The following is a 17103-nucleotide window of genomic DNA, read 5'->3' as shown; positions in this document are numbered from 1 at the left end:
CCGGCCCGCTGCCCGGTCCCTGGCCCACAGCGCGCCCCCGGCCCGCACCCGCCCCAGCCCCGGTCCGCCACTGACCTGCCCGCACGTCGGCCGCTGGCAGTTAACCGCCATGGCACCTATCCGCCAGCCCTTTCACCCCACGGCCGCCGCGAGCGCCCCGAGACTCTTCGCAGTGCCCGGCGCGACCCCCTTCAGGCCGGGCCCCGGAGAGAGGGGCACCATGACCAGAGCACCTGCGTGGCGAAGAGCCGGATGGCTCTCCGCCGGACTCGCGCTCGTACTGCTCCCGGCAGGGCAGGCGCTCGCGGCGACAGGGGCGGGCAAGACCCCCGCGCCGTCCCGCACCGCGCCGTCCGCCACCGCTCACGCCACCCACGCCGTCACGCTGATCACCGGCGACCGGGTGACCGTCACCGACATCGGCGGCGGCCACAGCACGGTAACCGTCGAGCGCCCGAAGGGTGCGAGCGGAGCCGTCCGCAGCCAGACGTCCAACGGGCGGATCACCGTGCTGCCCGACGAGGCCCTGCCCTATCTCCGCTCGGGCGTCCTCGACAAGCGGCTGTTCGACGTCACCGGCCTCATCGAGCAGGGGCTCGGCACCGGAAAGGCCGCCGGGCTGCCGCTCATCGTCACGTACGGCAAGGGCGCCCGCAGCGCCGCACCGCACGGCGCCACGACCGTCCGGTCCCTGCCCAGCGTGGGCGGCGCCGCGGTACGGGCCGCCGCTTCCGGCACCTTCTGGAAGTCGATCACCGACTCCCGTACCCGGCAGGCCCGTTCCTTCGGCGACGGCGTCGGGAAGGTCTGGCTCGACGGCCGGGTCAAGGCCGACATGGCCGAGAGCAACGCGCAGATCGGCACCCCCGCCGCCTGGCAGGCCGGACTCACCGGCAAGGGCGTCAAGGTCGCCGTCCTCGACACCGGGGTGGACTCCGACCACCCCGACCTCAAGGGCCGGATCAGCGCGTCCAAGTCCTTCATCGCGGGTGAGGAGACCACCGACCGCAACGGCCACGGAACCCACACCACATCGACCGTGGGCGGCAGCGGCGCCGCCTCCGACGGCAAGGAGAAGGGCGTCGCCCCCGACGCCGACCTGGCCGTCGGCAAGGTGCTCTCCGACGAGGGCTCCGGCACCGACTCCGAGATCATCGCGGGCATGGAGTGGGCCGCCAAGGACATCCACGCCAAGATCATCAGCATGAGCCTGGGCTCCCAGGAGGCCAGTGACGGCAGCGACCCCATGGCGGAGGCGGTCAACACCCTCTCCAAGGACACCGGCGCGCTGTTCGTGGTCGCCGCGGGCAACACCGGGGCCCCCACCTCCATCGGCTCGCCCGGCGCGGCCGACTCGGCGCTCACCATCGGCGCGGTGGACTCCGCCGACCAGCCCGCCTACTTCACCAGCCAGGGGCCGCGGCTCGGGGACAACGCGCTCAAGCCCGACCTGTCGGCCCCCGGTGTGGACATCCTCGCCGCCCGCTCGCAGTACGCCGAGGGCAGTGGCCCGTACCAGACCATGAGCGGCACCTCGATGGCCACCCCGCATGTCGCGGGAGTCGCCGCGCTGCTCGCCCAGAAGCACCCCGACTGGACCGGACAGCAGCTCAAGGACGCGCTGATGTCCACGTCCAAGACGCTGCCCGACCCGGTGTACACACTGGGCGCGGGCCGCGTCGACGTCCCGGCGGCCACCACCGCGAGCATCACCGCCACGGGCAGCGCCGACCTCGGCTTCTACTCATGGCCCTACGAGGACGACAAGCCGGTCACCCGCACGGTGACCTACGCCAACTCCTCGGACACCCCCGTGACCCTGGCGCTCGCCGCCGAGGGCGGCGCCGAAGGCACCGTGAAACTCAAGGACACCAGCCTGACCGTGCCCGCGCACTCCACCGCGCAGACCACCGTCACGGGCGACGGCGCGAAGGCACCGGTCGGCAACACCTCGGGGCAGATCACCGCGAGCGCCGGCGGCAAAGTCGTCGCGCACACCGCCTTCGGCCTGGTCAAGGAGGAGGAGCGGTACACCCTCACCGTCCATGTGAAGGACCGGGACGGCGCGCCCACCGCCGCCGACCTGGCCGTACAGGAACTGGCCAAGGGGACCGACCCGTACAGCGCGTCCGTCGGCGAGTCCGGCACCCTCACCCTGCGGCTGAAGCCCGGCACCTACTCGGTGGCGTCCTTCCTCGACGTACGGGGGGCCAAGGGCAAGGACTCGCTCGGGATGGGCTTCCTCACCGACCCGCAGATCTCCATGGACCGCGACCGTGAGATCACCCTCGACGGCCGCCGGTTGCACCAGATCAAGGCGGAGGTACCCCGGCGCACCCAGACCCGTCAGCTGCTGATGGAGTTCGACCGCAAGGCGAACGGCGCGGACTTCGGCGGAGCGGTCCAGGTGCCCCTCATGTACGACAGCATCTTCGCCGCGCCCACCAGGAAGGTCACCGACGGGACCTTCGAGTACCGCACCGTCTGGCGCCTCGGCAAGCCGCTCCTTGAGGCGGTCGCGGGCGGAAAGCGGCTCGGTGACACCCTCGTACAGGCCGGGTCCACCATCCTCGAAGGCCGGCACCGGGCCGGTATCGCCGATCTCGGGACCGGTACCGCGGCTGATTACCAGGGCAAGAACGTACGCGGCAAGGCCGTCCTGGTCCGTGCCACGCCCGATGTCACCCCACAGCAGCTCACCGCCGCCGCACAGCAGGCCGGAGCGGTCTCGCTGTTCGTCACGGACGACGCACCGGGGCGGCTCAGCTCCTGGTTCGGCGCGGACGACGGGTCGGACACTCCGCTGCAGGTGGCGTCCGTGAACGCGGCGGACGGCGCACTGCTGGCCGCCACCGCCCGCCGCCACGGCACGGTCGAGCTCACCGGAACCCAGTACACGCCCTATGTCTACGACCTCTCCGAAGGCCACCCGGGGGCGGTACCGAAGAACCTGACGTACAAGCCGGGCAAGAAGGACCTCGCCACACTGGACTCCACGTTCTACGCCGCCAAGCCCGTCGACGGCGGTGAGTTCCGCTACTCGGTCACCGGCACCTTCCCGGTCGGTTTCGGATTCGCGGAGCGGATGCACTACCCGGCCACGCGCACCGACTACGTCAGCACCGGCAAGGGCCAGACCTGGATGCAGTCCGTCACCGCGGGACCGGAGTCCTCGCTGGAGGAGCGGAGCGGTCTGGTCACCTACCGGGGCGGCAGCCGCGGGCCGCTCGACTGGTTCAGGCCCGTGCTGCACCCCTGGCTCGGCACCGGGCTCGGCTGGGGTCAGCAGCGCACCGGCAACGACCTCCAGTTCAACACCCCGGGCTGGGGCGACTCCGGCCCCGACCACACCGGATTCGGGGACGTCTGGAACGACGACTCCATGACCCAGACCACCGATGTGTACGCGAACGGCGTTCAGGTCGACCACAAGACCAGCTCGGGCGCCTACGCCTGGGACGCCGATCCGGCCGAGACCACGTACAAGGTGGTCACCGACACGACACGTGACCCGGGCACCTGGGTGCTGTCCACGAAGGGCCACTCCGAGTGGACCTTCCGCTCCGCGCAGACCCCGGCGGACCACGCCACCTATCTGCCCCTGCTCAACCTGGGCTTCGGCGTCGCCACCGACCTCGCGGGGAACGTCCGCGCCGGACGGACACTGCCGGTCTCCATCAGCGCCGAGTACGTCAAGGGCGCCGCGGACACCGGCAAGATCCGGTCGGGGACGCTGGAGGTCTCCTACGACGACGGCAAGACCTGGAAGTCCGTCGGGCTCAGCGCGGTCCACGGCGCGTCAGCCGCCTGGAAGGGCTCGCTGCGGGTGCCCAGGGACGCCGGGTATGTCTCGCTGCGCGCCTCCGCCACCGACGACCGGGGCGGCTCGGTGAAGCAGGAGATCATCCGGGCAGTGGGGGTGAAGTAGCCGAAAGCAGCCGTGACATAGCGGAAGCGGCGCGACTCCGGGCCATCGGTCCGGACCAGGGGCCCGGTACGGCGCAGACCGTGCCGGGCTCCCGCACGGGCGAGAGAGTCCAAGGTCACAGTGGTTCTCTCAACTGCACACCTGGCACCCTCGCCTAGCATCTGAGCATGACGGTCCTGCCCGACAACGGGTTCCCCCTGGCCGCCGGATTCCCGCATGCGACCCATGAGCAGTGGCAGCGCCTTGTGGAAGGTGTGCTGCGCAAATCGGGTAAGGATGTCCCGGATACGGCGGCGGAAACAGCACTCTCCACCGAGCTGGACGACGGTCTGGTCGTACAGCCGCTCTACACCGCACCGGAGGGCGGCGACGGCGGGGCCACCGCGTCCACGGCCCCGGCCGGGCTGCCGGGGTTCGCCCCGTTCACCCGCGGCAGTACCCCGGCCGGCCGGGTGACCGGCGGCTGGGACGTACGCCAGCGGCACAGCAGGCCGGACGCCGCGCGCACCAACGAGGCCGTGCTCGCGGATCTGGAGAACGGTGTCTCCTCCGTATGGCTCACCGTGGGCGATGCCGGTGTACCGGTGACCGGTCTCGGTACCGCCCTCGAAGGGGTCCATCTCGACCTGGCCCCGGTCGTCCTCGAAGCGGGCGGTGAATTCGACAGCGCGGCAAGGGAGTTGCTGCGGCTCTTCGACGCGCGCGGTGTCGCCCCCGGGGCGGCGCTTGGCACCCTCGGCGCGGACCCGCTGGGCCACGCGGCCCGGACCGGAGAGTACGAGAGCCTCGCCGGGCACACCGCGCAGGCCGCCGCACTGGCCGGGCTGTGCCACCAGCGCTATCCGCAGCTGCGGGCAGTCGTCGTGGACGCGCTGCCGTACCACACGGCAGGCGGATCGGCGGCCCAGGAACTCGGGTGCGCGCTGGCCACCGCCGTGGCGTATCTGCGCGCGCTCACCGCGGCCGGACTCGACACCGCGGCCGCCTTCGGACAGCTGGAATTCCGTTACGCGGCCACCGCCGACCAGTTCCTGACGATCGCCAAGCTGCGCGCGGCGCGCCGCCTCTGGGCCCGGGTGGCCGAGGCGAGCGGCGTTCCGGCGGCCGGGGCGCAGCACCAGCACGCGGTGACATCGCCGGTCATGATGGCCCGGCGCGACCCGTGGGTGAACATGCTCCGTACGACGGTCGCCTGTCTGGCGGCCGGTACCGGGGGCGCGGACGCCGTGACGGTGCTGCCCTTCGACCACACGCTCGGCCTCCCCGACGACTTCGCCCGCCGTATCGCCCGCAACACATCGACCGTCCTGGTCGAGGAGTCGCACCTGGCACGGGTGATCGACCCCGCGGGCGGCTCCTGGTACGTGGAGCGGCTCACCGGTGAACTGGCGCAGGCGGCCTGGGAGTGGTTCCAGGAGATCGAAGGCGGAGGGGGCCAGGAGCAGGCCCTGCGGTCCGGGCTGATCGCCGGACGGCTGGCGGCCACCTGGGAGCGGCGCAGCGAGAAGCTGGCCGTACGGAGCGAGCCCATCACCGGGGTCAGCGAGTTCCTGCTGCTCGACGAGCGCGCCGTCGTCCGGGACCCGGTGCCCGCCGCCCCCGGCGGCGGTCTTCCCGTGGTCCACCGCGACGACGCCTTCGAAGCCCTGCGGGCCCGCTCGGACGCCCATCTGGCGGCGACCGGTGCCCGCCCCCGGGTGTTCCTCGCCGTACTCGGCCCCGCCGCCGCGCACACCGCACGGGCCACCTTCGCCTCCAACCTCTTCCAGGCGGGCGGCATCGAGCCGGTGCACGGACCGGTGCCGGGCGCCCCCGGCACGGCCGCGGCGGCGTTCGCCGACGCAGGCACCACCCTGGCCTGTGTCTGTTCGAGCGACGCCGTCTACGCCGAACAGGCGGCCGACGCCGCCACCGCGCTGAAGGACGCCGGAGCGCGGCAGGTGTTCCTCGCCGGCCGCCCCGGTGAGCGGCGGGACGCGTATCTGGCCTCCGGTGTGGACGAGTTCGTCTTCGCCGGAGGAGACGTGGTGGCCGTGCTGACCTCCGTCCTCGACCGTATGGGAGTGGCGTAATGCAGATCCCGGACTTCACAGAGATCGACCTGGGGCCCGCCGGCCCCGCCCGGGCGACCGACGAGCAGTGGCGCGCGGCCGTGAAGGAGTCCACCGGCCACAGCGTCGACGAACTGGTGTGGCAGACCCCCGAGGGCATCCCGGTCAAACCCCTCTACACCGGCCAGGACACCGAGGGCCTCGACTTCCTCGGCACCTACCCCGGGATCGCGCCGTACCTCCGCGGCCCCTATCCGACGATGTACGTCAACCAGCCCTGGACGATCCGTCAGTACGCCGGATTCTCCACCGCCGAGGAGTCCAACGCCTTCTACCGCCGTAATCTGGCGGCCGGTCAGAAGGGCCTCTCGGTCGCCTTCGACCTGCCGACGCACCGCGGCTACGACAGCGACCACCCGCGCGTCACCGGCGATGTCGGCATGGCGGGTGTCGCGATCGACTCCCTCTACGACATGCGTCAGCTCTTCGACGGCATCCCGCTGGACAAGATGTCGGTCTCCATGACGATGAACGGAGCGGTACTGCCCGTACTGGCGCTCTACATCGTCGCCGCCGAGGAGCAGGGCGTACCGCCGGAGAAGCTGGCCGGGACCATCCAGAACGACATCCTCAAGGAGTTCATGGTCCGCAACACCTACATCTATCCGCCGAAGCCCTCGATGCGGATCATCTCCGACATCTTCGCCTACACCTCGCAGAAGATGCCGCGCTACAACTCCATCTCCATCTCCGGCTACCACATCCAGGAGGCCGGTGCTACGGCCGATCTGGAGCTGGCCTACACGCTGGCCGACGGAGTGGAGTACCTGCGGGCCGGGATCGCCGCCGGGATGGACGTCGACTCCTTCGCGCCGCGGCTCTCCTTCTTCTGGGCGATCGGCATGAACTTCTTCATGGAGATCGCGAAGCTGCGCGCGGCCCGGCTGCTCTGGGCCAGGCTGGTCGGGCAGTTCGACCCCAAGAACGCCAAGTCCCTGTCGCTGCGCACTCATTCGCAGACCTCCGGCTGGTCGCTCACCGCGCAGGACGTCTTCAACAACGTGACCCGCACCTGTGTCGAGGCGATGGCCGCCACCCAGGGCCACACCCAGTCGCTGCACACCAACGCACTCGATGAGGCGCTGGCGCTGCCGACCGACTTCTCCGCCCGGATCGCCCGCAACACCCAGCTGCTGCTCCAGCAGGAGTCGGGCACCTGCCGGGTCATCGACCCGTGGGGCGGCAGCGCGTACGTCGAGAAGCTCACCCACGATCTGGCGCGGCGCGCCTGGCAGCACATCGAGGAGGTCGAGGCGGCCGGCGGGATGGCGCAGGCCATCGACGCGGGCATCCCCAAACTCCGGGTGGAGGAGGCGGCGGCCCGCACCCAGGCCCGTATCGACTCAGGACGCCAGCCCGTCGTCGGCGTCAACAAGTACCGGGTGGAGACCGACGAGGAGATCGACGTACTCAAGGTCGACAACTCCTCGGTGCGCACCCAGCAGGTCGCCAAGTTGAAGCGGCTGCGCGAGGAGCGCGACGAGAACGCCTGCCAGGAGGCGCTGCGGGCGCTGACCGATGCCGCGGGCCGCGAACCGGGACCCGGTCTGGACGGCAATCTGCTGGCGCTCGCGGTCGACGCGGCGCGGGCGATGGCCACCGTCGGTGAGATCTCCGATGCCCTGGAGAAGGTCTACGGGCGCCACGCCGGACAGATCCGTACGATCTCCGGTGTGTACAGGACCGAGGCAGGGGAGTCGCCGTCCGTGGAGCGCACACGTCGGCTGGTGGACTCGTTCGACGAGGCCGAGGGGCGCCGTCCGCGCATTCTCGTCGCCAAGATGGGGCAGGACGGCCACGACCGAGGCCAGAAGGTGATCGCCACCGCCTTCGCCGACCTGGGTTTCGACGTGGACGTCGGCCCGCTCTTCCAGACACCGGGCGAGGTGGCACGGCAGGCGGTCGAGGCGGACGCGCACATCGTCGGTGTCTCCTCGCTCGCCGCCGGACACCTCACGCTCGTCCCCGCACTGCGGGAGGAGCTCGCGGCGGAGGGCCGGGAGGACATCATGATCGTCGTCGGCGGGGTCATCCCGCCCGCGGACATCCCGGCCCTGCACGAGGCGGGCGCCGCCGCCGTCTTCCCGCCGGGCACCGTGATCCCGGACGCGGCGTACGACCTGGTGGTCCGGCTCGCCTCCGCACTCGGCCACGAGTTGTAGGGCCTCTCGTTCGGGTCAGGCCGGGCTCGCGGGGTCTGGCACGGGGACCCCCTTCGCGTTGCTTCAATCCTCCGCCTTGCAGCCGCACGCGCCAGACCCCGCTCCCTTGTCCGGCCTGACCCGAACGAAAGGCCCCAGCCCATGGCACCGCACATCGACCCGGACCGCTATGCCCAGGGCGTCCTCGACGGGTCACGGGCCACCGTCGCACGGGCCATCACCCTGGTGGAGTCCTCCCGGGCGGACCACCGGGCCCTCGCCCAGCAGCTCCTGACCGCGCTGCTCCCGCACTCCGGGAGAGCGCGCCGGATCGGGATCAGCGGGGTGCCCGGCGTCGGGAAGTCCACCTTCATCGACGCCTTCGGCACCCTGCTCACCGGGCTGGGTCACCGGGTCGCGGTGCTCGCCGTCGACCCCTCGTCCAGCAGGACCGGCGGCTCCATCCTGGGCGACAAGACCCGGATGGAGCGGCTGGCCGTCGACCCGGCCGCCTTCGTCAGGCCCTCGCCGACGGCGGGCACCCTCGGCGGAGTGGCCCGGGCCACCCGGGAGGCCATGGTCGTCGTGGAGGCGGCCGGTTACGACGTCGTCCTGGTGGAGACCGTCGGTGTCGGCCAGTCCGAGACCGCCGTATCGAAGATGGTGGACTCCTTCCTGCTGCTCACCCTGGCCCGCACCGGCGACCAGCTCCAGGGCATCAAGAAGGGTGTGCTGGAGCTGGCCGACGTCATCGCCGTCAACAAGGCGGACGGCCCGCACGAACGCGACGCGCGCTCCGCCGCCCGTGAACTGGCGGGTGCGCTGCGGCTGATGTACCCGTCCGATACGGCGTGGACCCCGCCCGTGCTCAGCTGCAGCGCCCGGGAGTCGCTCGGGCTCGACACCGTGTGGGAGCGGCTCGAACAGCACCGCAAGGTCCTGGACTCCTCCGGCGGGCTGGCCGCCAAACGGCGTGACCAGCAGGTCGACTGGGCCTGGACGATGGTGCGCGAGGGGCTGCTGAAGGAACTCCACGAGCATCCGGAGGTCAGACGGATCGCGCCGCTGCTCGAACAGGAGCTGCGCGGCGGCACGTTGACACCGACCCTGGCAGCCGAGCGGATCCTCGGCGCGTTCCGGGGGCTGTCAGCCGGCTGAGGGGGCGTCAGCCAGCTGCGGGGCGCCGGGCGGTGCCGGGGCATTGCCGGGCGGTGCCCACCAGGTCGTGGGGCGGCTCACCAGGTGGTGAGCAGCAGATGGTTGACGAGCAGGGCGAGGGCCGCCTGGAGTGCCAGCCAGCGGCGCCGGCCCCGGGCCGGGAGCAGCGCCGCCGCGGGCAGCAGCCAGAGCGCGAACGGGATCCAGATGCGCTCCGTCTCCGCCTTGCTCATGCCCGACAGATCGGCGATGAGCAACGCGATGAGCACCGCCAGGACCAGCAGCCCGAGCCGGTCGGCTGCCTCGTCCCGGGCCCCGCGCCACCGGCGGACCGCACCCGGCGCCGCGGCCCCCGCCCGCCGCAGTCCGGCCACGGCCGCCGTCCCGGTGATGATCACGGCGCAGGCCAGGTTGCCCCAGACCCAGTAGCTCTGCGGCCGGTCGCCGCCCACCCCCTGGTAGTAGCGCTCCACCAGCAGGCCGTACGCCTCCCACCAGTTGAAGCCCGCGAGCGTGAACACGAGTGCCACCAGCGCGGCTCCGGCCAGCGCGGGCGCCAGCGGCCGTGCGGTACGGGCGATGAGGAGCACCGCGAGGGCCGGTACCGCGAAGAGCGTCAGCCCGTACGAGAGATAGAGCGCCCAGCCGAAGAGCACTCCGGAGGCCAGGGCGACGAGCGCGGGGGAGCGGACCGTACGGGTGGCCGCCAGGGCGAGCAGGGCGACCGCCCAGGCGGCGACCGCGGCGAAGTAGCCGTCGGCCGATGTCCCGATCCAGACGGCGGCCGGGGCCAGGACGAGGAAGGGCGCAGCCCGGCGCGCGGTCCGCTCCCCGGCCAGGGCGCGGAGGGCGACCAGTACGGCGACCGCCGCCGATCCGCCGGCGGTGATGCACCAGACGCCCGCCCAGCCACCGCCGCCCAGGCCGATCCGGTCCAGCCAGACGAAGGTCAGCGTCGCGCCCGGCGGATGCCCGGCCACATGGGCGGGCCAGTTGCCCGGGTGCCCGATCAGGATGTGCTCGTCGAAGCTCCGCAGCGTCGGCCCGATGTGTGCGAAGCGGTCGATGACGCTGAGGTACTCGTTCCTGTTGACGAGCCGGTTCGCCACGCCCCGCCGCCAGCCGTCGACCAGGGCCAGCGACCAGATCCAGGCCAGCGACGCCCCGTAGACCGTCAACGTCAGTGTCCGCCAGGACAGCCGGGCGGCGAGCACCGGCCCCTGGACGATCACCACGGCCGCGACGGCGAGAGCCGCCGGAGTGCCCGGCCCCACATGCGGCAGCCACTCGGCCAGCAGCGGCGGCCATGACACGTGGAGGGTGCCGTCGGTGTTCTGGACGACGGTGCCCACGACGGCGGCCACGGCGACGAGCAGCGCCCCGGCGATGGCGGCGACGACGTCGGAACGCCGTCCGGGGCGCGTGGGAGACGCGGGGGCGGCGGATGTCCGGGTGAGGGGAGCGGGGGCTGTCACGGGCCCACGCTAGGCGGCGGCCCGGTGCGCGGTGGCGAGGCGGCGCCGTCCGTCACGGAACCGTCAGATCTCCGTACGGGCGCCGTCGACGTCAGAGTTTCGTCATCGGTTCCGGGCCTCGCACGGCCGGTTCTGCGGCCTAACGTCGGAGCGCGGCCGTGGACGACCACCGCCGGAGCCGTCCGGGAAGTGCCATGCGTGCCAAGCAGAACGCCCCGCAGATCATCTCGCCCACCGCGCCCGGGTTCTGGCGCAGTCCGCTGCGCGGCCCCTGGCTGACGGCGCTGCTCGGCCTGGTCCTGCTGGCCGGTATCACCGTGCTGGTCGTGACGGGCCTGCTCTCCTACGCCGCCTACAACCCGGATCTGGCCGCGGTCAACGACAAGACCCCGGGCAAGGGGCTGCTCGGCTTCTACCTCTTCGCGTGGCCCACCCGGCCGCACTGGCTCTACCGCCTCACGCAGGGGACGCACGTGACCCTCGGCGTCGTGCTCGTGCCGGTGCTGCTGGCCAAACTCTGGTCCGTCGTGCCGAAGCTCTTCGCGCTGCCGCCGGCCCGGTCGGTGGCCCACGCCCTCGAACGGGTCTCGCTGCTGCTGCTGGTCGGCGGGGTGCTCTTCGAGTTCGCCACCGGGCTGCTCAACATCCAGCTCGACTACCTCTTCCCCGGGTCGTTCTACACGCTGCACTTCTACGGGGCTTGGGTGTTCACCGGAGCCTTCGCCGCACATGTGGCCCTCCGCCTTCCCGCGGCGGTCCGGGTCCTGCGTGAGAGGGGGCTGCGGGCACCGCTGCGGGACCCGGCGGCCGGTCAGCAGGAGCCGCCCGACGGATCCGGCCTGGTCACGCCCCGTCCCGCCCCGATGACGCTCTCCCGGCGCGGGCTGATCGGGCTGGTCGGCGGCGGATCACTCCTGCTGCTCGTGGTGACGGCGGGCCAGAGCACCGGCGGGCCGCTGCGCCGGGTGACCCTGCTCGCGCCGCACGGGGGCGCGGAGCCCGGGCCCGGCCCGAACGGCTTCCAGATCAACAAGACCACGGCGCCGGCCGGCATCAGGTCCCGGGACACCGGTGACAGCTGGCGCCTTGAGGTACGGGGTCCCGGAGGTTCGGTGCGGCTGACGCGCGAGGAACTGCTGCGCCTCCCGCAACACGGCGCGCACCTCCCCATCGCCTGTGTGGAGGGCTGGTCGACACCGGACCAGGACTGGCGCGGCGTACGGCTGCGGGACCTGGCCGCCCTGGTGGGCGCCGACGGGCCGCCGGGAGTGCTCGTACGCTCCCTTCAGCAGCACGGTTCCTTCCGGGAGGCGGCGCTGCGGGACAACCAGGTCGGCGATCCGCGGTCGCTGCTGGCGCTGCGAGTCAACGGCGCCGACCTCTCGCCCGACCACGGCTACCCGGCCCGGATCATCGTCCCGGCCGCTCCCGGTGTGCTCAACACCAAATGGGTGGCCTCACTGTCCTTCGGGGAGCTGTGATGCGGCGGTTCGAGCGCTGGTACGGGGCGAGGCCGCCGCAGCTCGCCGTGCTGCTCGCCTCCTTCGCCGTGGCGGCGTACGCGGGGATGCGGCTGCTGTCCGGCGACCCGTACGGGACCGTCGTCTGGTTCGTGGGCGCCGCGCTCGTCCAGGATCTGGTGCTGATCCCGCTGTACTCGCTGGCCGACCGGGTCCTGCGGGCGCTGCCAGGCGTGGTGCGGCGGGGCTGGACCAACACACTGAGGGTGCCGGCGGCGCTGTCCGGGCTGTTGCTGCTCGTCTGGTTCCCCCTCATCCTCGGGCCGCCGGAGCGCTATGGGCGGGCCACGGGGCTGCCCGGCGGAGTGTTCCTGACCCGGTGGCTGCTGATCACGGCGGCGCTCTTCGCGCTCGCGGTCCTCTGGAGAGCGGGCAGGGCACTGCGCCGATCGCCAAGTGCGGCATTTGGGGCATATCGTGGAAAACGTAAGCGACTCGTGCCCTAGGGAGTCGTCATGGAAGTACTGGTGGCAGTGATCGTGGTGATCGTGTGTCTCGCCGCGGTCTACGGACTCTCCGCGGCCCGTGTGGTCAAGCAGTTCGAACGCGGTGTGGTGCTGCGCTTCGGCCGACTGCGCGAGGCGGAACGGCTGCCGGGTTTCACCACGGTGATCCCGGGGGTGGACCGGCTGCACAAGGTGAATCTGCAGATCGTGACGATGCCGGTCCCCGCACAGGAGGGCATCACCCGCGACAACGTGACGGTGCGGGTCGACGCCGTCGTCTACTTCAAGGTGGTCAACGCGGCTGACGCGGTCATCGCCGTCGAGGACTACCGGTTCGCGGTCTCGCAGATGGCACAGACCTCGCTGCGCTCGATCATCGGCAAGAGCGACCTGGACGATCTGCTGTCCAACCGCGAGAAGCTGAACCAGGGCCTGGAGCTGATGATCGACAGCCCGGCGATCGGCTGGGGCGTACAGATCGACCGGGTGGAGATCAAGGACGTGTCGCTGCCCGAGACGATGAAGCGGTCGATGGCACGGCAGGCCGAGGCCGCCCGGGAGCGGCGGGCCCGGGTCATCAACGCGGACGCCGAGCTCCAGGCATCGAAGAAACTCGCCCAGGCCGCCGAAGTGATGTCGAAACACCCGGCCGCCCTCCAGCTCCGGCTGCTGCAGACCGTGGCCGAGGTCGCTTCCGAGAAGAACTCCACGCTGGTCCTGCCGTTCCCGGTGGAGCTGCTCCGGTTCCTGGAACGGGCCCAGCGCTTCCAGCAGGCGCCGGGCGCGGATGCGGCGGACGGGGCCACCACAGACACCGGCGAGGCCCCCGCCGAGACATCCGACACTCCGGTGGCCGACGCGGTGGAGGCGGCCGTACCGGGTCTCTCCGCGGACGAGGTCGAGGCGGCGAAGGTGGACCTGTCCTCGCTCGGGATACCGCTGCCGGGTCTGGAGGCGCTGGAACAGTCCCGGAGGCCGGATTCTGCCCCGCCCGGTACCGGCCGGGCAGAGTCCGAGGGCGGTACCGGGAGCGATATCGAGGACGGTCCTCCCGTACCGGACGACGACCTGTCAGGACCGCAGCCCCGCGATCAGGACCTGGGCCCCGGGACCGGAGAAGAGACCGAAAGGTGAGCCGGCCGCCCGCTAGGCAGGTTGTGCCGATCCCTCAGCAGGGTGTGCCGATCCCGAAGACGCGCCGCAGCTGCGCCATGTCGTGCCGGTCCCGGTCGGCCGGAGCGTATCCCTGGTGGAAGAGCACCTGCTGCTCGGCGGAGACGCAGTCGACGGCCCGTCCCGCGACGCTGCCGGAGACGAAGCACTCCGCGGGGTAGCGGAACGGCTCCGCCGGATCGAGCGACTGCTGTACGGCCGAACCGTCCGGGGCGAACACCAGGGGGTGCAGGTCGATTTCGCGCCCCGAGGGGTGCGTGTACACGAAGCGGGCCGGGCGCCAGTCGAGCGATTCGGTGAAACCGGCCGCCGACAGCGCCGCCAGCAGCTCCGGCTCCTGTTCCGCGCGGTGCAGCAGGTCGATGTCGCGGTGTTCCCTGGTCTGTTCGCCCACCAGGGCGTCAATGCCCCAGCCGCCCGCGAGCCAGACCCCGATGCCCGCCCGGCGCAGCAGGGCGATCATCGAGCAGGTCCCGCGCGGTCATCACGAGCAGCACACTAGGGGCTGTCCGGCGGATCATGCCGCAGACGCGGGGTCTGGCACGCCCATCTGCGGCGTTGTCGTCGGTTGACGACGCTCCGCGTCGCCGCCCTCCTCCGCCTTGCAGCTGGACGCACCAGACCCCGCTCACCAGGACCGATTGGGAACCGGCGACACCTGCGCCCTGATCCGCCGGACAGCCCCTAACGCGGTGAGGCCGCCGCCCGCGCGGGCATTTCGCCCCCTGCCCCACCGGCCGACTGCCGCGCCCGCGGCCCCCGTACGCCGTCAGCGACCGGGCAGCCGGTGCCGCTTGCGCCAGGCGATCCACGCGGCCCCCGCCCCCGACACCACGATGAACCCCATCGCGGCAAGGAAGACCGGAGAGGTGGGGGACGATGCCCGGCTGCCCGCCACCACGTACGCCGCCGTGTTCGGCACCGATCCGGCCCCGGTGGCCAGCAGGAACGGCAGCCACCCCATCCGGGACACCGCAGCGCAGTAGTTGGCGGCGGCGAACGGCACACCCGGGAAGAGCCGCAGCGCGAGCATCGAGCGGAAGCCGTGTCTGCTCAGCTGGCCGTCGGCCGCCCTCAGCCAGCGCCCCCGCAGCATCGGCCGCAGCGCGCTCTGCCCGAGCAGCCGGCCGAGACCGAAGGAGACACCGGCACCCAGCACCGTCCCCGCGACGGCCGCGGCGAGCCCGGCCTGGCTGCCGAAGAGGGCGCCCGCGGCGAGGTTCAGCAGCGGCCGGGGTACGAACGCGGCCGTGCACGCGCCGTACGCGGCGGAGAAAAGCACCACGGCCGAGACACCGCTGAGCTGCGGAGGCCAGCCGGCGGCGAGCAGCCGCTGCGGCTGGAAGAGGAGCATCAGCGTCGCCGCGGCGACCAGCAGCACCACGAGCAGGGAGAGCCGGGACCAGGGCGAGGCAAGCGCCCTGACGCAGCGCGCGGTCAGGCCGGCGGTGGGGCGGGCAGCGGGCTCCAGCATCCCGGGAGACTAACCGACCCCGCGTGTGATCGCCGTAATGCTCAGGCCCGGGAGCCGACCCCCGACCCGCCCCGGAGCGCCCGGCGGACCGTCACGGCGCCGCGCACGGGCGGAAAACCGGTCGACGGGCGGGCGGACCCGGGGCAGGATCAGCACCATGTTCCGGTACGCCTTGCCCGCAGCGCCGTCCGCAGTCGCGGACGCGCCGAAGGCTGCCGGTCTCCTCGCTCCGCCGGCAACGGCCAAGCACGGCAAGGCCGTTGCCGCCGCCACCCTCGGCGGCGCCCGAAGCTGACCCTTCCCGGATCGTCCGGCGGACCCCGCAGGGGGAGGGTCGGCCGGACCCGGGGGTCCCACGCTTCGAGATCCTGAGGAAGAACAGGCCATGCCCAAGACGGCATACGTGCGCACCAAGCCCCACCTCAACATCGGCACCATGGGCCATGTCGACCACGGCAAGACCACCCTGACCGCCGCCATCACCAAGGTGCTCAGCGACCGCGCGGACAGCGGCACCTCCTTCGTCTCCTCCGACCGGATCGACCGGGCCCCGGAGGAGGCACGGCGTGGCATCACCATCAACATCGCGCACGTGGAGTACGAGACCGACACCCGTCACTACGCCCATGTCGACATGCCGGGCCACGCGGACTACATCAAGAACATGGTCACAGGCGCCGCCCAGCTGGACGGGGCGATCCTCGTCGTCTCCGCGCTCGACGGGATCATGCCGCAGACCGCCGAGCACGTACTGCTGGCCCGTCAGGTCGGCGTCGACCACATCGTCGTCGCGCTCAACAAGGCGGACGCCGGGGACGACGAGCTGACCGACCTGGTCGAGCTGGAGGTCAGGGAACTGCTCTCCGCCCACGGGTACGGCGGGGACGCGGCCCCCGTCGTACGGGTGTCGGGGCTGCGGGCGCTGGAGGGCGACCCGCGCTGGACCGCTTCGGTCGAGGCGCTGCTCGACGCGGTGGACACCTATGTCCCGATGCCCGAGCGGTACACCGACGCGCCCTTCCTGCTGCCGGTTGAGAACGTGCTGACCATCACCGGCCGCGGCACGGTCGTCACCGGTGCCGTCGAGCGCGGCAGGATCCGGGTCGGCGACCGGGTTCAGCTGCTGGGCGCCGACGCGGGCCCGGACGGCACGGTCGTCACCGGCCTTGAGACCTTCGGCAAGCCGATGTCGGAGGCCGAGGCGGGGGACAACGTGGCGCTGCTGCTGCGCGGGGTGCCACGGGACGCGGTACGCCGTGGCGACGTGGTGGCCGCCCCGGACAGCGTCACACCGCGCCGCCGGTTCACCGCGCGGGTGTACGTCCTGTCGGCGGCCGAGGGCGGCCGGACCACCCCGGTCTCGACCGGGTACCGGCCGCAGTTCTACATCCGTACCGCGGACGTGGTCGGCGATGTCGACCTCGGCGGGCTCTCGGTGGCCCGTCCCGGTGAGACGGTCACGATGACCGTCTCGCTCGGCCGTGACGTACCGCTGGAGCCCGGTCTCGGCTTCGCCGTCCGCGAGGGCGGCCGCACGGTCGGGGCCGGCACCGTCACCGAGGTCACCGGCGACGGGGCCTGACCGGCCGGACCCGGTGCGGCCCCCCCCCCGCGGAAACGGGGGGGGGGGCGCCCGCCCCCGCGGGCGGGCGCGAGTGGGCGGGGGTGACGGGGGGC

General features: G+C 72.2%; 11 protein-coding genes. 8 read left to right on the top strand and 3 right to left on the bottom strand.

Annotation, left to right across the window (positions count from 1 at the left end; translation table 11 throughout):
• Positions 1-220 precede the first annotated feature (220 nt).
• From ACFXBC_RS13775 to meaB, 4 genes are all read left to right on the top strand, one after another.
• Positions 221-3928, top strand: a complete 3708-nt coding sequence (locus ACFXBC_RS13775; RefSeq protein ID WP_385023076.1) for a S8 family serine peptidase — start codon at positions 221-223, stop codon at positions 3926-3928.
• 167 nt (positions 3929-4095) lie between these two features.
• Positions 4096-6000 carry a methylmalonyl-CoA mutase family protein gene (locus ACFXBC_RS13770; RefSeq protein ID WP_385023075.1) on the top strand — a complete coding sequence of 635 codons (1905 nt, stop codon included), beginning with the start codon at positions 4096-4098 and terminating at the stop codon, positions 5998-6000.
• Positions 6000-8201 (top strand): methylmalonyl-CoA mutase, encoded by a 2202-nt coding sequence (gene scpA, locus ACFXBC_RS13765; protein ID WP_385023073.1) that lies wholly within the window; start codon positions 6000-6002, stop codon positions 8199-8201. Before ACFXBC_RS13770 ends, scpA begins: the two co-directional genes overlap by 1 nt.
• Positions 8202-8342: 141 nt before the next feature.
• Positions 8343-9338, top strand: coding sequence for a methylmalonyl Co-A mutase-associated GTPase MeaB (meaB, locus tag ACFXBC_RS13760; protein ID WP_385023071.1), 996 nt, complete (start codon positions 8343-8345; stop codon positions 9336-9338).
• Between the two features lie 77 nt (positions 9339-9415).
• On the opposite strand, the gene ACFXBC_RS13755 is transcribed toward meaB, so the two are convergent.
• Complete coding sequence (locus tag ACFXBC_RS13755) at positions 9416-10813, bottom strand: hypothetical protein (RefSeq protein ID WP_385023069.1); 1398 nt, start codon at positions 10811-10813, stop codon at positions 9416-9418.
• A 194-nt stretch (positions 10814-11007) separates the two neighbouring features.
• On the opposite strand from ACFXBC_RS13755, the gene ACFXBC_RS13750 reads away from it, so the two are divergent.
• The 3 genes from ACFXBC_RS13750 to ACFXBC_RS13740 are packed head-to-tail and all read left to right on the top strand — an operon-like array spanning position 11008 to position 13913.
• On the top strand, positions 11008-12294 hold the full coding sequence (locus ACFXBC_RS13750; protein WP_385023067.1) for a molybdopterin-dependent oxidoreductase: 1287 nt from the start codon (positions 11008-11010) through the stop codon (positions 12292-12294).
• The gene (locus ACFXBC_RS13745) at positions 12294-12779 is read left to right on the top strand and encodes a hypothetical protein (RefSeq protein ID WP_385023065.1); all 486 of its coding nucleotides are present in this window, start codon (positions 12294-12296) and stop codon (positions 12777-12779) included. Before ACFXBC_RS13750 ends, ACFXBC_RS13745 begins: the two co-directional genes overlap by 1 nt.
• Positions 12780-12788: 9 nt before the next feature.
• Positions 12789-13913: a slipin family protein gene (locus ACFXBC_RS13740; protein ID WP_385023063.1), complete on the top strand. Its 1125-nt coding sequence runs from the start codon at positions 12789-12791 to the stop codon at positions 13911-13913.
• A 34-nt stretch (positions 13914-13947) separates the two neighbouring features.
• Here the strand turns inward: ACFXBC_RS13740 and ACFXBC_RS13735 are convergent, their stop codons facing one another.
• Positions 13948-14415, bottom strand: a complete 468-nt coding sequence (locus tag ACFXBC_RS13735) for a nucleotidyltransferase domain-containing protein (protein WP_385023061.1) — start codon at positions 14413-14415, stop codon at positions 13948-13950.
• A gap of 306 nt (positions 14416-14721) precedes the next feature.
• Entirely contained in the window at positions 14722-15426 is a 705-nt protein-coding gene (locus ACFXBC_RS13730; protein WP_385023059.1) for a TVP38/TMEM64 family protein, read from the bottom strand.
• A gap of 385 nt (positions 15427-15811) precedes the next feature.
• On the opposite strand from ACFXBC_RS13730, the gene tuf reads away from it, so the two are divergent.
• A complete protein-coding gene (gene tuf / locus ACFXBC_RS13725; protein WP_385023057.1) occupies positions 15812-17008 on the top strand; it encodes an elongation factor Tu in 1197 nt (398 codons plus the stop codon).
• The last annotated feature ends 95 nt before the right edge of the window (positions 17009-17103 follow it).

The organism is Streptomyces sp. NPDC059398 (assembly GCF_042751845.1).
In the GTDB taxonomy this organism is placed as follows: Bacteria; Actinomycetota; Actinomycetes; order Streptomycetales; family Streptomycetaceae; genus Streptomyces.
The sequence above is the reverse complement of the archived record's forward strand: the minus strand, read 5'-3'. Positions and strand labels throughout refer to the sequence as shown.

Coding starts and splice junctions, on each gene's coding strand:
- ACFXBC_RS13775 (WP_385023076.1), top strand. CDS start 221: ATGACCAGAGCACCTGCGTGGCGAAGAGCCGGATGGCTCTCCGCCGGA.
- ACFXBC_RS13770 (WP_385023075.1), top strand. CDS start 4,096: ATGACGGTCCTGCCCGACAACGGGTTCCCCCTGGCCGCCGGATTCCCG.
- scpA (WP_385023073.1), top strand. CDS start 6,000: ATGCAGATCCCGGACTTCACAGAGATCGACCTGGGGCCCGCCGGCCCC.
- meaB (WP_385023071.1), top strand. CDS start 8,343: ATGGCACCGCACATCGACCCGGACCGCTATGCCCAGGGCGTCCTCGAC.
- ACFXBC_RS13750 (WP_385023067.1), top strand. CDS start 11,008: ATGCGTGCCAAGCAGAACGCCCCGCAGATCATCTCGCCCACCGCGCCC.
- ACFXBC_RS13745 (WP_385023065.1), top strand. CDS start 12,294: ATGCGGCGGTTCGAGCGCTGGTACGGGGCGAGGCCGCCGCAGCTCGCC.
- ACFXBC_RS13740 (WP_385023063.1), top strand. CDS start 12,789: ATGGAAGTACTGGTGGCAGTGATCGTGGTGATCGTGTGTCTCGCCGCG.
- ACFXBC_RS13735 (WP_385023061.1), bottom strand. CDS start 14,415: ATGATCGCCCTGCTGCGCCGGGCGGGCATCGGGGTCTGGCTCGCGGGC.
- ACFXBC_RS13730 (WP_385023059.1), bottom strand. CDS start 15,426: ATGCTGGAGCCCGCTGCCCGCCCCACCGCCGGCCTGACCGCGCGCTGC.
- tuf (WP_385023057.1), top strand. CDS start 15,812: ATGCCCAAGACGGCATACGTGCGCACCAAGCCCCACCTCAACATCGGC.